Source organism: Candidatus Palauibacter scopulicola (assembly GCF_947581915.1).
In the GTDB taxonomy this organism is placed as follows: Bacteria; Gemmatimonadota; Gemmatimonadetes; order Palauibacterales; family Palauibacteraceae; genus Palauibacter; species Palauibacter scopulicola.
In genome coordinates, this window is sequence record NZ_CANPWG010000012.1 from 1 (window position 1) to 15,610 (window position 15,610).

General features: G+C 70.2%; 10 protein-coding genes and 1 pseudogene. 8 read left to right on the forward strand and 3 right to left on the reverse strand.

The window, feature by feature from the left end; all coding sequences use genetic code 11:
- Positions 1–444: 444 nt before the first annotated feature.
- Genes RN743_RS02325 through RN743_RS02345 form a run of 5 tightly spaced genes read left to right on the forward strand, consistent with a single transcriptional unit; the run spans position 445 to position 8,852 of the window.
- On the forward strand, positions 445–2,907 hold the full coding sequence (locus RN743_RS02325; protein ID WP_310775849.1) for a DUF1592 domain-containing protein: 2,463 nt from the start codon (positions 445–447) through the stop codon (positions 2,905–2,907).
- Positions 2,904–4,343, forward strand: a complete 1,440-nt coding sequence (locus RN743_RS02330) for a DUF1552 domain-containing protein (RefSeq protein WP_310775851.1) — start codon at positions 2,904–2,906, stop codon at positions 4,341–4,343. The genes RN743_RS02325 and RN743_RS02330 overlap by 4 nt, the downstream gene beginning before the upstream one ends.
- Before the next feature lie 5 nt (positions 4,344–4,348).
- Positions 4,349–6,367, forward strand: coding sequence for an ankyrin repeat domain-containing protein (locus RN743_RS02335; protein WP_310775853.1), 2,019 nt, complete (start codon positions 4,349–4,351; stop codon positions 6,365–6,367).
- Positions 6,364–7,509 (forward strand): 6-bladed beta-propeller, encoded by a 1,146-nt coding sequence (locus RN743_RS02340; RefSeq protein ID WP_310775855.1) that lies wholly within the window; start codon positions 6,364–6,366, stop codon positions 7,507–7,509. The genes RN743_RS02335 and RN743_RS02340 overlap by 4 nt, the downstream gene beginning before the upstream one ends.
- 8 nt (positions 7,510–7,517) lie before the next feature.
- Positions 7,518–8,852 carry a choice-of-anchor B family protein gene (locus tag RN743_RS02345; RefSeq protein ID WP_310775857.1) on the forward strand — a complete coding sequence of 445 codons (1,335 nt, stop codon included), beginning with the start codon at positions 7,518–7,520 and terminating at the stop codon, positions 8,850–8,852.
- A 3-nt stretch (positions 8,853–8,855) separates the two neighbouring features.
- Here the strand turns inward: RN743_RS02345 and RN743_RS02350 are convergent, their stop codons facing one another.
- From RN743_RS02350 to RN743_RS02360, 3 genes are read right to left on the reverse strand one after another with little or no spacing between them, the layout of a single operon-like run.
- Positions 8,856–9,719 carry a hypothetical protein gene (locus RN743_RS02350; RefSeq protein WP_310775859.1) on the reverse strand — a complete coding sequence of 288 codons (864 nt, stop codon included), beginning with the start codon at positions 9,717–9,719 and terminating at the stop codon, positions 8,856–8,858.
- A complete protein-coding gene (locus RN743_RS02355; RefSeq protein ID WP_310775861.1) occupies positions 9,716–10,432 on the reverse strand; it encodes an ABC transporter ATP-binding protein in 717 nt (238 codons plus the stop codon). Before RN743_RS02355 ends, RN743_RS02350 begins: the two co-directional genes overlap by 4 nt.
- A gap of 39 nt (positions 10,433–10,471) precedes the next feature.
- Positions 10,472–11,905 carry an alanine/glycine:cation symporter family protein gene (locus RN743_RS02360; protein WP_310775863.1) on the reverse strand — a complete coding sequence of 478 codons (1,434 nt, stop codon included), beginning with the start codon at positions 11,903–11,905 and terminating at the stop codon, positions 10,472–10,474.
- An 88-nt stretch (positions 11,906–11,993) separates the two neighbouring features.
- Between RN743_RS02360 and xsc the strand changes: the two genes are divergently transcribed.
- From xsc to RN743_RS02375, 3 genes and pseudogenes are all read left to right on the forward strand, one after another.
- Complete coding sequence (xsc, locus tag RN743_RS02365) at positions 11,994–13,757, forward strand: sulfoacetaldehyde acetyltransferase (RefSeq protein WP_310775864.1); 1,764 nt, start codon at positions 11,994–11,996, stop codon at positions 13,755–13,757.
- A gap of 11 nt (positions 13,758–13,768) precedes the next feature.
- A complete protein-coding gene (locus RN743_RS02370) occupies positions 13,769–15,163 on the forward strand; it encodes an aminotransferase class III-fold pyridoxal phosphate-dependent enzyme (protein WP_310775866.1) in 1,395 nt (464 codons plus the stop codon).
- A pseudogene (locus RN743_RS02375) lies at positions 15,163–15,610 on the forward strand (reductive dehalogenase); the annotation flags it as partial. The gene RN743_RS02370 and the pseudogene RN743_RS02375, both read left to right, overlap by 1 nt.

The window sequence follows — 15,610 nt, forward strand, 5'->3', positions numbered from 1 at the left end:
GCCTGCCTGCCTGCCTGCCTGCCTGCCTGCCTGCCTGCCTGCCTGCCTGCTCAATCTAAGCAGGGTCGCAAGCCCCCTAAGCAGGGTCGCAAGCCCCGCCGGGCTCATCCGCGCACCGAATCCGCGCGCCGCACGCCAGCCAACGGACGTCGCTCTCACGGCGTACTCGATCACTACCGCACCCCCGGATCCCCCGTTCGACAGTCAAAGGACCTCTCCCGCACAACGTTAACATGCTCTAAACCGTTGCGCGACAACTGCTTAAACTGACAGAGACCCCCCCAATTTTGGGGGGTGCTGCCCCCCCAGTTTTGGGGGTAGGGGGTGCGCGACGGCGCTCGAAACCGGGCGTTCAGAGGGGCGGGGCGTGGCCTGGCGAGATGCCGTTTCCTAACTTGAGCGGTTGCGAGGCAGCGTCATCCGTCGGTGCCGAAGGACGGGCGCGTGAAGACATTGAGCGCGGGTGCGGTTCTGTGGTTGTGGTTCGCCCTCATGGGGCAGCCCTCGGGGGACGGTGCGTCCGGCTCCGCCCCCCTCTCGGAGTTTGACCTCGCCGCTCTCGCCGACACGGCGGAGCTGACCGCGGTGGTCCAGCGCTACTGCGTCCGCTGCCACAACGGGCGCCTGCTGCGCGGGAACCTCACGCTGGAGGCGTTCGACGTGGACGCGGCGCACGAGCGGGCGCCCACGGCGGAGAAGATGATCCGGAAGCTCCGCGCCGGGATGATGCCGCCTCCGGGCCAGCGCCGGCCGCCGCCGGACACGCTCCTCGCCCTCGTCGAAACGCTGGAGACGGTCGTCGACCGCGAGGCCGCCCGCGACCGGAACCCCGGCTCGCGGCGCTTCCAGCGGCTGAACCGGGCCGAGTACGAGCGCGTGATCCGCGATCTCCTCGACCTCGAGATCGACGCCAGCCGCTGGCTGCCGGCGGACACGTACCTCGGCGCCTTCGACAACATGGCGGACGCGCAGGGCCTCTCGACCACGCTGCTCGAGGCCTACCTGAGGGCCGCCACGGAGGTGAGCCGGATCGCGGTCGGCAACCCGGCCGCCCTCTCGAAGACCGCCAAGTACACGAACCCGATCGATGTCTCGCAGCACGCCTGGGACCGCATCGAGGGCGCGCCGTACGGGACGCGCGGCGGGATGGTCGTGACGCACGACTTCCCGGTGGACGGGGAGTACGTGATCTCGCTCGAGACACTGTTCGGGCAGGGGACGGGCTTCCAGGACGTCGACATCTCGATCGACGGGGAAGGGGTCGCCCTGCTCGGTCTCGAGCACGGCGGGCGCTCGACGGTGCCGATCCGCACGGAGCCCATCTACGTGCAGGCGGGCCAGCGCGAGGTCGCGGCGGCGTTCGTGCGCACGATCGAGGGGCCGTACGAGGACCGCCTGAAGACGCCGGGCTGGTCCTTCGTCGGGGGCGAGGACTCCCAGGCGTGGGCGAACTACGGGATCACGGCGCTCCCCCACCTGAGCGACCTGATGATCACGGGTCCCCGGCGCAGTGCGGGGCTGTCCGAGACGGCGAGCCGCCGCAAGGTGTTCGACTGCCATCCGGGACGGGACGCGGCGGTGGGCGAGGCGGTTGGCGAGGCGGCCGGGGAGGCTCGGGCGTGCGCGGCGTCGATCGTGACGCGGCTCGCGCGGGCGGCGTACCGGCGGCCGGTGACGGAGGCCGATCTCGCGGGGCCGATGGCCTTCTACGATGACGCGGCGGCCGAGGCGGCCGAGGACGGGTCCGACGGGTTCGAGATCGGGGTCCGGACGGCGCTGCAGGCGATCCTCGCCAACCCGTCCTTCATCTTCCGTCTCGAGCAGGCGCCGCCCGAGGCCGCGCCCGGCGAGAGCTACCGGATCGCGGACGTGGACCTCGCGTCGCGTCTCTCCTTCTTCCTGTGGGCGGCGAGCCCGGATGACGAACTGCTGACGGTGGCGGCCGAGGGACGGCTGTCGGATCCGGCGGTCCTCGAGGCGCAGGTGCGCCGGATGCTGGCGGACCCGCGCGCGGAAGCGCTCTCGACGCGCTTCGCCTCGCAGTGGCTCAGGCTCCAGGACGCGGAGGACAACCAGCCGGAGCCCTACCTGTATCCGGACTTCACCGGCCAGCTTCGCGAGGACCTGGTCCGGGAGACGCAACTCTTCTTCGACCACCTCGTGCGCGAGGACCGGAGCCTGCTCGAGCTGTTCACGGCGGACTACACCTTCCTGAACGAGCGCCTCGCCGGGCACTACGGGATTGAGGGGGTCTCGGGACCCGGGTTCCGGCGGGTGAGCTATCCGGACGACAGCCGGCGCGGGGTGCTGGGGCACGGGAGCGTGCTGCTGCTCACGTCGATGTCCGCCCGCACGTCGCCGGTGCTGCGCGGGAAGTGGGTGATGGAGGTGCTCATGGGCACGCCGCCGCCGCCCCCGCCGCCGGACATCCCCGCCTTCGACGAGACGGAATCGGCCCGGGGCGGGCGGCTGCTGACGACGCGCGAGCGCCTGGAGATGCACGCGGCCAGCCCGACGTGCCGCGCCTGCCACCGGTTCATGGACCCGATCGGGCTCGCGCTCGACAACTACGACGTGACGGGGCGGGTGCGGGTGCGCGAGAACGGGGTCGCGCTCGACACGCGGGGGACGTTCTACGACGGGTCCGATGTGAGCACGCCGGCGGAACTCGTCGACCTCCTCATGAAGCGGCCCATCCCGCTGGTCCGGAACTTCACGGCGCACCTGCTCGCGTACGCGGTCGGGCGCCGCGCGGAGTACTTCGACCAGCCGGGGATCCGGGCCATCGCGCGCGAGGCGGAAGCCGACGGCTACCGCATGTCCTCGTTCATCCTCGGCGTCGTGAACAGCGATGCCTTCCGGCTGGCGCGTCCCGCGCCCGCCGTGGAAGAAGTGGAGGGATCATGAACTTCATCACAGGGACGCACCTCTCGCGCCGCACCTTCCTGCGGGGGGCCGGCGCCAGCGTCGCGCTGCCCCTGCTCGACGCGATGGTTCCCGCGGGGCGGCTGTGGGCCGACCCGATGAAGGCGGCGGAGTTCACGCGCCTCGTCTGCATCGAGGAGTCGATGGGGGTGGCGGGCTCGAGCGACTGGGGCGACGAACGCCACCTGTTCGCGCCGGCGATGACGGGGCGCGACTTCGAACTGGTGGCGGACAGCCAGCTCCGGCCGCTGGAGGCGTTCCGCGAGCACATGACGATCGTGAGCAACACGGACTGCCGGTCGGCGGAGGCGTTCCGGGCGGAGGAGATCGGCGGCGACCACGACCGTTCGACGGCGGTGTTCCTCACCCAGGCGCATCCGAAGCAGACGCAGGGGTCGGACATCTTCCTCGGCACCTCGCTCGACCAGTTGCACGCGCAGCGCTTCGGGCGGGAGACGGTGCTCCCCTCGCTCGAACTCTGCATCGAGGGGATCGACCGCGGCGGGGGCTGCGCCTACAACTACCACTGCGCGTACACGACGTCGCTGGCGTGGGCGTCGCCGAACCAGCCGTTGCCGGCGATCCGGGAGCCGCGCGTGGTGTTCGAGCGGCTGTTCGGCGCCGGGGACTCGGCGGAGGACCGGGCGGCGCGGCGGCGCACGGACCGCAGCATGATCGACTGGATCGCGACCGAGGTCGCCCGGCTCCGCAGGACGCTGGGCGCGGCGGACCGGGTCGCGCTGGACGAATACGTCGAGCACATCCGCGAGATCGAGCGGCGGATCCAGCTCGTCGAGGCGCGCAACGCGAGCGGCGAGGAGCGGGAGATGCCGGAGGCGCCCTCCGGGGTGCCGGACTCCTTCGAGGAGCACATGCAGCTCATGTTCGACCTGCAACTGCTCGCGCTGCAGACCGACCTCACGCGCATCATCACCTTCAAGACGGGCTTCGACCAGTCCAACCGGACCTTCCCGGAGAGCGGAACGACGAAGTCCGTGCACGGGGCCTCGCACCACGGGAACGTCCCCGAGGACATCATGGATTTCAACCGGATCAACACGTACCGGCTGGGGCAGGTCGCCTATTTCCTGAAAAAAATGCGCGACACGATGGAGGGCGAGGCGTCGCTGCTCGACAAGACGGCGATCGTGTGGGGATCGCCGATGGCGGACGGGAACCTGCACAACCACCGGCGCGCGCCGCTGCTGCTCATGGGCGGCGCGAACGGCGCGCTCGACGGCGGCGTCCACCTGCGCGCCCCCGACGGGACGCCGATGGCGAACGCGTTCGTGAGCCTCATGCGCAAGATCGGCCACCCCGAGATGCCCTCCTTCGGCGACAGCGACGGCGCGTTCCCGCTGGAATTCACAGGCGAGGCGGCCTCCGGGGCGGCCTCCCGCGGGAGCGGCGCGCGATGAGCGTGATGAGCGGAATGACCCGGCGCCTGCGCCGCCGCGGGTCCTGGAGTGCGGCCCCCTTTGCGGTAGCGCTCCTGATTTCGGCCCTCCTCCCGGCGGGGGCGGCCGCGCAGGAGGAGGCGTCCTCCTCCTCCTCTTCCGCGTCCTCCTCCTCGGACCGGCTGCTCGAAGCGGCGCGCGACGGGGCGGTCGAGGTCGTGCGCGCGCTCGTGGCGGACGGCGCGGACGGCGCGGACGTGAACGCCGCGCGGGGCGACGGGATGACCGCGCTGCACTTTGCCGCCGAACGCGGCCACGCGGCGGTGGCCCGGGTGCTGATCGATGCGGGCGCGGCGGTCGACGCCGGGACGCGGATCGGCCGCTATGCGCCGCTCCACCTGGCCGCCCGCGGAGGGCATGGGCCCGTCGTCGCGCTCCTCCTCGAGGCCGGTGCCGACCCGAACGCCGCGACGACGAACAGCGGCGTGACCGCGCTGCACCTCGCCGCCGCCGCCGCCGTGGACGGCCGGTCGGCCGTGGCCGCGCTGCTCGACCACGGCGCCGATCCGAACGCCCGGGAGGGCTCGGCGGGGCAGACCCCCCTGATGTTCGCCGCCGCCGCGAACCGTCCGGCCGCCGCGGCCGCGCTGCTCGAGGCCGGCGCCGACCCCGGCACCCCGACCGCCGTGGTCGACGTCCTGCCCAGTCTGGCGCTGGACCGCGAGGCCAACCGCCGCATGCGGGACATGATCGGCGCGCCCCGGGAGACGCTCGGCCCGTACGGGCCCGAGGTGGACTCCGAAGCCGAGTGGCCGGGCGAGCCGACCCCGGCCCACGTGCAGGCGGCGATCCGCGCCCAGCGCGAGTTCCTCCGCTCTGGCTTCGACGTCGGCGAGGTCAGCGCTCATTCGCTGGGCCGCACGGGGCCCGACTATCCGGGCGGCCCCGACCTCATCCGTCCGCCGTACCGCGAGGTGCTCGTCGGCCGGACCGGCGGCATGACCGCGCTCCTGCACGCGGCCCGCGAGGGCCACATCGAAGCGGCCACGGCCCTTCTCGACGGGGGCGCGAACATCGACCAGGCGAGCGCCGACGCCACGACCCCGCTCCTCATGGCGGCCCTCAACGGCCAGTTCGACCTCGCGCTCGCCCTCATCGAACGCGGGGCCGACCCCGACCTCGCCGCCTCGACCGACGGGGCCACGCCCCTCTTCGCCGTCCTCCAGACCCAGTGGGCGCCGAAGTCCAACTACCCGCAGCCGCGCGCGCAGGACCTGCAGGACGCCGGGCACATGGACGTGCTCCGCGCGCTGCTCGACGCCGGAGCGGATCCCAACCCGCGCCTGAACACGCACCTGTGGTACTGGGAGTACGGCCTCACGAAGATGGGGATCGACCTCACGGGGGCGACGCCCTTCTGGCGCGCGGCCTTCGCCCAGGACATCGAGGCGATGAAGCTCCTCGTCGCGCACGGCGCGGACCCGAACATCCCCACGCGCTGGCCCGAAGTCGGGATGCGCGAGCGCCGGCAGCAGGACGGCCGCCAGCAAGAGGACTCGGCCCTGCCCTGGATCCCCGAGGGCGCGCCCAACGCGTGGCCGATCCACGCCGCGGCGGGCGGCGGGTACCTCGGTCTCGGCGCCTTCAGCGTCCGCAACCGGCCCGACCAGTTCATCCCCGCCGTGAAGTACCTGATCGAGGAACTCGGCGCGGACGTCGACCAGCGCGACTCGTGGCTCTACACGCCGATGCACTACGCCGCCTCGCGCGGCGACAACGAACTGATCGAATACCTCGTCTCGCAGGGCGGGGACGTCACCGCGATCACCCGCCTCGGGCAGTCCACGGCGGACATGGCGCGCGGCGGCCGCGCCGGGTTCTTCACCCGCGTCCCGTTCCCGGAGACGGTCGACCTGCTCACGAGTCTCGGCGCGACGCTCGAGTGCCTCCACACACACTTTCTCGACACGGGCGACTCGTGCCCCGGCGCCGGCATCGACGACCCCTGGGCCCCCGCCGCCACAAGCCAGGAGGGGAAACGATGAAGCCGCTTCACCCCACCCTCGCGCTCGCCGCCGCCCTGGCCTTCGCGGGCTGCGAGAGCGGAGAAGGCGCGGCCGCGGCGACCATGAACGGCGCTGTCGTGAAGGGGGGCGACGACCGCACCGGCCCCTACGATCCCGTCGCCGGCTGGTGGAAGGGCGCGCCCGACCACGACGACGTGTGGGGCTGGGGACAGGTGGCCGGCGTCGCCGTGGACCACGAGGACCGCATCATCGTCGTCACGCGCGGCGACTGGCCCGCCGACCGGTCCGTCCCCCGCGAGGGGCGCCTCCGCCGCACGAACTACATCGTCGTCGCGAACGGGAACGGCGAGATCGTGGAACAGTGGGCGCAGTGGGACTCGATCTTCACCCTCCCGCACCAGGTGTACATCAGCCCCTACGACCCCGACCGGCACGTGTGGGTCATCGACAGCGGCGGCGGCGAAGGGCACATGCAGGTCGTCAAGTTCACGAACGACGGCAGCGAGATCGCCATGCGCCTCGGCGAACGCGATCACCCGAAGACGCGCGAAGCCGCCCGCGCCCGGGACGACTGGGGACCCTACACCTACGGCTGGCCGTCCAAGCTCGCGTTCCTCCCCGACGGGAGCTTCCTGCTCGCCGACGGGTACTGGAACTCACGGATCATCAAGTATTCGGAAGACGGAGAGTTCATCATGCAGTGGGGCGCCCTCGGCACCGGACCCGGAGAGTTCGATCTCCTGCACGGCCTCGCGGTGGACGAGGAGCGCGTCTACGTCGGGGACCGCCAAAACGAGCGCCTCCAGCTGTTCACGCACGACGGCGAGTTCATCGAGGAATGGCCGAACATCTTCGATCCCGTGAACATCTGGCTCGACGAGAACGGCGCCGTGTGGGTGCTGGACGCGAGCCTGAACCGCATCCTGAAGTACGACCGGGACGGCGTCCTGCAGGACTACTGGGGCGCCTACGGAGCGGCCGGCGCCATCGGGCGGGGGACCTGGCCCGGCGGCCTCTCGCTCCCGCACCAGATGGACATGGATGCGGACGGCAACCTGTACATCGCCTCCTACAGCGGCGGCTGGATCAACAAGTTCACCCCGAAGCCGGACGCGGACCCGGCCAGACTCCTGGGCCCGCGCCTCCTGCTGACGCGCTGACCCGTCGCATGAGCCGCCGGCCACTCCCCCCGTTCCTCCGGGCCGCGCTGCCGGTCCTGGCGCCTATCGCCCTCGCGGTCGCGACGGTCGCGTGCGGGGATTCCCCGACCGGTCCGACCGATCCGGAGCCGCCCGAGCCGCCGCCCCCGCCGCCGCCGATTCCCATCGTGGCGCAGATCGTCCCCTGCGCCGGGGGCTCGGCCGGCGGGTTCCCGTGCGACCGCGTAGATCTCGCGGCGAACATACCCGTCCGCCACCTGAGCCCGGGGCGGACGCCCGCGGGACCGGAGTCCGATTGGGCCGTGAACGACATCTGGGGCTGGACCGACCCGCAGACGGGCGTGGAGTACGCGCTGGTCGGCCGCCACGACGGGCTCGCGATCGTCGATCTCTCGACCCCGACCGAACCGCGTCCCATCGCCTTCATGGCCTCCGCGACGTCGGAGAGCGTGTGGCGCGACATGAAGGTGTACGAGGACCACGCGTACGTCGTGGCCGAGATCACCGGACACGGCGTCCAGGTGCTCGACCTGACCCGGGTTCGCGGACTCACGGAGTTCACGGAACTCGGCGCCGACGCGCGCTACCGGGAGGTGAGCGCGGTCCACAACATCGCGATCAACGAGGAGACCGGCTTCGCCTACGCCGTCGGCAGCAACTCCGGCGCCGAGACCTGCGGGGGCGGCCTGCACATGATCGACCTCTCGGACCCGAAGAACCCGAGCTTCGCGGGCTGCCATGCCCCGGAGGGGACGGGATTCCGAGGCACCGGCTATACCCACGACGTCCAGTGCGTCGTGTACCGGGGGCCGGACGCGGAGCACGCGGGCAGCGAGATCTGCATCGGTTCGAACGAGACCGTGATCGTCGTGTCCGACGTGACGGACAAGGCGAACCCGGTCACGCTGTCGACCGCCACCTACGCCGACCGCGAGTACATCCACCAGGGGTGGCTGAGCGAAGACCACCGGTTCTTCTATCAGAACGACGAGCAGGACGAGTGGAACAACCGCGTATCGCGGTCGCGCCTCCTCGTGTGGGATCTCACGGACCTCGACGATCCCGTCCTGGCCAAGGAGCACCTGGGTCCGACCGAGGCGATCGACCACAACCTGTACGTCCACGAGAACCGGATCTACTACTCCAACTACGCGTTCGGCGTGCGCATCCTCGACATCTCCGACCCCGCGAACCCGCGCGAGGCCGGGTACTTCGACACCGTACCCGCGCACAACGACACGAACTTCGACGGCTCCTGGTCTACGTACCCCTGGTTCGAGAGCGGCATCTTCGTCGCGTCGAGCTGGGACGAGGGCCTCTTCGTCCTCCGCCTCCAGCAGTAGCCGTCACAGCTTCAGCGGCCGCTTCTCGATCCTGAGCAGCCCGATCCACGCGATGCCGGTCCACAGCGCGAGGTGATAGAGGACCAGCCCCGTCGCCCCCCAGTCCCACGCCGCGGCGGACCCGAACCCCGCGACGAAATCGTCGATGACTCCACTGGGAAAGATGAGGAACGGCAGTACGGCCCCGACCGTCTCCGCCGCCGACCAGGTCTCTGGATTCCTGCCCATCTCGAAGCTGGTCAGCTGCACCCCCGCCAGAGTCCCCGAGAGCATGAAGTACAGGACCCCGATGAGTGCGGCGCGGCGGACGCCGAGCGCGGTGATCGCGAAGCTGATCGCGCATGCAACCACGCCGGTGAGGCACAGGCTCACCAACTCTCCCAATCCCAGGGCGGTTCCGGTCCCAGGGGGGACGACGACCGCCCAGGTCAGACCGAAGATCGCGAGGGCGGCGACGGTGGCGATCTGTACGCCGGCATATCGCCGCAGGTAGAAGGACCGCAGCGGCATCGGATGCTGTGCCCACAGCATGATCGCGCCGCTCCGTCGCTCGTTCGCGACCATCCCACCCGGCATCAGGAAGGCGAGGAGCATCGTGCCGAAGGCGAAGGCGCTCATCAACAGAGCGAAGAGGACGAACATGCCCGCCCGGCGCGCCATGGCTTCGACCTCCTCGGGGGTTGGCTCGCCGCCGTCGGCTCCGACCGGCGTCCCGCTGATCCGCACGTTTTCCAGGGCCGTCATGTCGTAGGCGTGCGTGAAGATGACGAGGCCGACGCCGAACAGGAACACGACCAGCGCGAGCTTCCACCTGCGGCGCAACGCGTTCAGCATGGAGGCCTTGATGATGTTCATGGTCCCGTTCATGACACCGCCCCTTCCAGTCCGACGAACTCCGTCTCGAGGAACTCGCGCGTGAACCCGCCTTCCGGCGGCAGCACGATGCGGCCGCGTTTCCGGTCGATCAGGAGGACGCGGTCGCTCATCATCGCCAGCTCGCCGAGGTCATGGCTCGCGACGAGGATCGTGGACTGGCCGCGGATCTCCTCGATCCGCCGGCGGAGGCGGATGCGCTGCCCGGGGTCCAGTCCCGACTCGGGCTCGTCGAGGAAGAGCAGTCCTGTCGGCCGCATCAGGGCCATGGCGAGGGCCAGCCGGCGCCGCATCCCCTTCGAGAGCGCGTCGGCGGGTCCGTCGGTGTCGTAGTCCACCCCGGCCAGCCGGCACGCCCGCTCGATGTCGGCCTCCGCACCGGCCGCGGCCGCCGCCAGCGCGAGCAGCCCGTCGCACGTCCACCCCGGCGGGAGCACCGTGTCTTCCGCCAGGTAGCCGATCCCGTGCCGCCGCCGGTAGTCCCCCGGCCCCGCACCGGCCACCGTGGCCTCGCCCTCGATCGGGGCCAGCACCCCCAGCAGCGTGCGGAAGAGCGTCGTCTTCCCCGAGCCGTTCGGCCCCACCACCGCCAGCACCTCCCCCGGCACGATGTCGAGCGACAGCCCCCCCAGCACCACCCGCCCCCGCCGATACCCGACTCCCAACCCCCGAACCCTCAACTCCGCCGCCCCATTCGCGATCGTCATATTCTCCTCATTCTTCTCATTCTTCTCATTCTTCGGCGCTCAATAGCGGCCGAGGCGGTCGCGGTAGGAGTGCATCTCGCGCTTCAGGACGGGGGCCAGCAGGTAGAGGCCGAGCAGGTTGGGGATCGCGACCACGTAGATCACGGCGTCCGAAAGATCGATCAGCGCTCCCAGTTGCAGGCTGGCGCCCAGGACCACGAACCCGCAGAAGAACAGCTTGAAGCCGGCTTCGACCATCCGGTTCTCGCCCGTCAGGTAGGTGAGCGATTTCAGGCCGTAGTAGCTCCACGAAATCATGGTGGAGAAGGCGAACAGCACCGCGGCCACCGAGAGGGGCACGGGCGACCACGAGAGGGTGCTCTCGAAGGCGGTCTTCGTCATCTCGATGCCGGTGATGCCGGTGTCGGCCAGCGCCGGATCGTAGACGGTCGTGATGATGACGAGCGCCGTCATCGTGCAGATGACGACCGTGTCGATGAACGGCTCGAGCAGGCCGACGAAGCCCTCAGTGCACGGTTCGTCGGTCTGCACCGCCGAGTGCGCGATGGCGGCGGAACCGAGGCCGGCTTCGTTGGAGAACACGGCGCGCCGGAAGCCGATGATCATCACGCCGATCATGCCGCCGCCGATGCTGTCCGCCGAGAACGCCCCTTCCCAGATCTGGACGATGGCGCCGGGCAGCCGGTCGGCGTTCAGTCCGATGATGGCCAGCGCCGACAGCACGTAGAGCACCGCCATGAAGGGCACGAGCCGGGAGGTGACGCGGGCGATGCTCCTGATGCCGCCGACGGTGACCAGCGCCACCGCGCCGGCCATGACGACGCCCAGCAGCCAGGCCTTGTCGCGGAAGAAGCTCGCTTCGGCGCCCGTCACCTCGATCAGGATGGCGGCCGCCTGGTTGGACTGGAACATGTTGCCGATGCCGAGGCAGCCCAGGACCATGGCGGCGGCGTAGAACATCCCCAGGCCGCGGCCGATCCGGGGCAGGTTTCGCAGCGCCAGGCCGTGCTGCAGGTAGTACATCGGGCCGCCGCTCACGGAGCCGTCCGGGTTGGTGCGGCGATACTTCACCGCGAGCGTGCACTCGGCGAACTTCGTGCTCATGCCGAGCAGCCCGGCGATGATCAGCCAGAGCGTAGCTCCGGGCCCGCCCAGCGAGATCGCCACCGCCACGCCCGCGATGTTCCCGATCCCGACCGTCCCCGACACGGCGGTCGCGAGCGCCTGGAAGGGCGTGACCTCGCCCGGCTGAGAGGGGTCCGTGTAGCGGCCGCGGACCAGGTCGAGCGCGTGCCGGAAGCCCCGCACGTTGATGAAGCCGAGGTACAGGGTGAAGAACGCGCCCCCGGCGATGAGCCACGCCACGATGAGCGGCATCTCCGCCCCGCCGACCGGCACGGAGAAGAAGATGAACTCCGATACCGCGTCCGCCACCGGCCGCATGACGCGGTTGACGAGTTCGTCGACACCCATTGCCCTATACTACGTTCTCCGGATTGGATGTGCCCGACTCCGGATTGGATGTGCCCGGCGGGGGGCAAACGGAGACTGGAGGCTGGACTTGCCGAAGAGAACGATGACGCCCTCCGAAGCGCTGGTGGAGACGCTGGTCGCGGAGGGCGTGACGGAGGTGTTCGGGCTGGTGGGGTCGGCGTTCATGGACGCCCTCGACCTGTTCCCGGATGCGGGCATCCGCTTCATCTCGGTCGCGCACGAGCAGGCGGCCGCGCACGCCGCCGACGGGCTGGCGCGGGTCACGGGGCGCCCCCAGGCCTGCATCGCCCAGAACGGCCCCGGCGCGGCCAACTTCGTCTCCGCGATCGCCGCCGCCTTCTGGGCGCACTCCCCCGTCGTCGCCATCACCCCGGAGACGGGATCGCTCGGCATCGGCACCGGCGGCTTCCAGGAACTCGACCAGATGCCGATGTTCGAGGCGCAGACCGTCTTCCAGGTGCGCGTCAACCGCCCGGAGCGCATGGGCGAACTCGCCCGGCGCTGCTTCTACCGCGCGAAGCTCGAACTCGGCCCCACGCACCTCAACATCCCCCGGGACTACTTCTACGGCGACATCGAGGAGGAGATCTTCACGACCCCCGTCCTCGGCCCCGGCCGGCCTCCCAAGGCGGACATCGAGGAAGCGGTCCGGGTCCTGAGCGGCGCCCGCTATCCGGTCATCGTCTCCGGAGGAGGGGTCAGCCAGGGGGACGCCCTCGCGGAGGTCACGGCGCTGGCCGAGCATCTGAGCGCGCCGGTCGTCAACACCTACCTGCACAACGACACCTTCCCCTGGAGCCACGAACTGGGGTGCGGGCCGATCGGCTACTGCGGGTCGAAGGCCGCCATGCGCACGATCGCCAAGGCCGACGTGGTACTCGCGCTCGGGACCCGGCTCGGGATCTTCGGCCTCCTGCCCCAGTACGACATGACCTACTGGCCCGAAGACGCCACCCTCATCCAGGTGGACCGGGACGCCCGGCAGTGGGGCATGAGCAAGATCCCCGCTCTCTTCTCCGTCGCGGACGTGAAGGAGTATGCCGTCGAACTGCTCGGCGAGTTGCGCAAGGCGCGGCCGGACCCGGGGCGGAACGAGGGGCGGAACGAGACGCGGAACGAAGCGCGTATCGCCGACGTCGCCCGGGAGAAGCGGGCCTGGGACGAGGAACTCGAGGACTGGTCTTCGTCCACCAACGCCCTCATGCACCCCCGGCGCTTCCTGTGGGAGTTCACCCGCGCGCTGCCCGGGGACGCGCTCGTGACCACGGACATCGGCAACACCTGCTCGATCACCAACGGGTATCTGCGCTTCGACGGCCCGCGGCAGCACCTCGCCGCGCTCACGTGGGGGAACTGCGGCTTCGCGTACGGCGCCGCGCTGGGCGCCAAGGTCGGCAAGCCGGCGGCTCCCGTGTTCGCGATCCAGGGGGACGGCGCGTGGGGCATCAGCGGCATGAGCGAGGTGATGACGGCGGTGCGCGAGGAGATCCCGGTCATCGCCGTCGTCATCAACAACCACGAGTGGGGCGCCGAGAAGAAGAACCAGATCGACTTCTACGACCATCGCTTCGTGGGCACGGACCTGAGCGCGAACCCGGACTTCGCGAAGGTGGCCGAGGCGATGGGCGCGCGGGGTTACACGGTCGAGGACTACCGCGATGTCCGGGACGTGGTGCGCGACGCGGTGGAGGCGGCGGCGAGCGGCCGGCCGTGCGTCATCAACGCGATCGTCGAGGGCGGCGCCAACGTGCTCGCGGAGCCGTTCCGCCGCGACGCGCTCGCGATGCCCACCCGCCACCTGGAGAAATACGCCCACCTCAGCCTGAGCTAGCGGGAGAACCGATGTCCGACACACAGGCGTTGCTGGCGGACTACGACGTCCAGGACGTCATCGAGAAGGACCGCAAGCACCTCTGGCACCACCTGTTCCAGCACAGCGTCTTCGAGACGCAGGATCCGCAGGTGTTCGTGGAGGGCCATGGGGCGCGGGTCCGGGACATCCACGGGAAGGAGTACCTGGACGGGACCTCGGGCGGCGTCTGGTGCGTGAACGTCGGCCACGGGCGCGAGAGCATCGCGCGGATCGTCTACGAGCAGTTGGCGCGGCTGCCGTACTACGCGGGCGTGGTCGGCACGGTGCCGGCCGCGCAGTATGCGAGCGCGCTGGCCGAGTGGCTGCCGGGCCTGGATCACATCTTCTTCGCCAACAGCGGCTCCGAGGCGAACGAGAAGGCGATCAAGATGGTGCGCCAGATCGCCCACCTGAACGGGAGCGGCAAGTCGAAGGTCCTGTACCGGGACCGCGACTATCACGGCACGACGATCGCCTGCCTCGCCGCCAGCGGACAGGAGGAGCGCAAGGAGGCCTACGGGCCCTTCCCGGAGGGGTTTTCGGGGTTTCCGCACGCGATGTGCTATCGCTGCCCCTTCGACAAGACCTATCCGGACTGCAACATCGAGTGTGCGCGCGCCCTCGGCGACGCGATCGAGGAGGAGGGGCCGGAGACGGTGGGGGCCGTGATCCTCGAGCCGATCACCGCGGGCGGGGGGGTCATTCCTCCGGTGGATGAATATTTTTCAATCATCCGCGAGATCTGCGACGAATACGGCGTCATCCTGATCATCGACGAGGTCGTGTGCGGGTTCGGGCGCACGGGGACGATGTTCGGGTTCGAGCACTACGATTTCGTGCCGGACATCGTGACGATGGCCAAGGGGATGGCGAGTTCCTACGCCCCGATCTCCGCAGCGGCGGTGCGCGGCGAGGTGTTCGACCGGTTCCTCGGCGATCCGGCCGACCGCTTCCACTACTTCCGGGACATCAGCACCTACGGCGGGTGCACCGTCGGGTTCGCGGCCGCGCTCGAGAACCTGCGCATCATCGAGGACGAAGACCTGATCGAGAACAGCCGCGCGACGGGAGCCTACCTGCAGGACCGCCTGCGGGAACTGCTCGACCACGACCATGTCGGCGACGTCCGCGGCCGAGGCCTGTTCGCCGGCGTGGAACTGGTGGAGGACAAGGCGACGAAGGCGCCCGTGAGCGAGGACGTCATGGCGGCCGTCGTGGGCCGGGCCGCGCGGGAGGGCGTGCTGGTGGGCAGGACCACGCGCAGCATCCCCGGCCTGAACAACACCGTGACCATCGCACCGCCCCTCATCGTCACCCGGGCGGACATCGACGAGCTGGTCGAAGCCGTGAAGACCGGCATCGAATACGGCTGCAGGGATCTCTGATGGACGCGGAAGCCGGCTTCGACGTCCGGGAGGACTTCCAGCGCTTCTCCCAGAGGGACGACATCTTCTGCCGCTCCTTCTGGGACCCGGAGGTGCGCACGCACCGCTCGGACATGTTCTACGAGACGTACCGCACGCCGAAGCTGACCTGGCGGGCCGTCGACGGCTTCACGCAGCGGGATTACGCGCTGCGCAACGCGTCGTGGCACGTGACGGACATCTTCGCGGAGTTGCGGGACGGCGACGACCGCCGCGAGGGCTTTCTCGACCCTTACACCAGCGTGCGCGAGGGCCCGGGCCAGACGCTGGACGTGGAGTCTCCCGAGGAAATGGCGCGCGAGATCAAGCATGCCGCGAAGACGCTGGGCGCGGACCTGGTGGGGATCACGGGGAACGACGAGCGGTGGCTCTACACGCACGCCTACAGCCGCGAGAACGAGCACGAGA

Excerpts from the sequence above, each read along its gene's own strand:
- RN743_RS02330 (WP_310775851.1), top strand. The coding sequence starts at position 2,904 with ATGAACTTCATCACAGGGACGCACCTCTCGCGCCGCACCTTCCTGCGG.
- RN743_RS02335 (WP_310775853.1), top strand. The coding sequence starts at position 4,349 with ATGAGCGGAATGACCCGGCGCCTGCGCCGCCGCGGGTCCTGGAGTGCG.
- RN743_RS02340 (WP_310775855.1), top strand. The coding sequence starts at position 6,364 with ATGAAGCCGCTTCACCCCACCCTCGCGCTCGCCGCCGCCCTGGCCTTC.
- RN743_RS02345 (WP_310775857.1), top strand. The coding sequence starts at position 7,518 with ATGAGCCGCCGGCCACTCCCCCCGTTCCTCCGGGCCGCGCTGCCGGTC.
- RN743_RS02350 (WP_310775859.1), bottom strand. The coding sequence starts at position 9,719 with ATGAACGGGACCATGAACATCATCAAGGCCTCCATGCTGAACGCGTTG.
- RN743_RS02355 (WP_310775861.1), bottom strand. The coding sequence starts at position 10,432 with ATGACGATCGCGAATGGGGCGGCGGAGTTGAGGGTTCGGGGGTTGGGA.
- RN743_RS02360 (WP_310775863.1), bottom strand. The coding sequence starts at position 11,905 with ATGGGTGTCGACGAACTCGTCAACCGCGTCATGCGGCCGGTGGCGGAC.
- RN743_RS02370 (WP_310775866.1), top strand. The coding sequence starts at position 13,769 with ATGTCCGACACACAGGCGTTGCTGGCGGACTACGACGTCCAGGACGTC.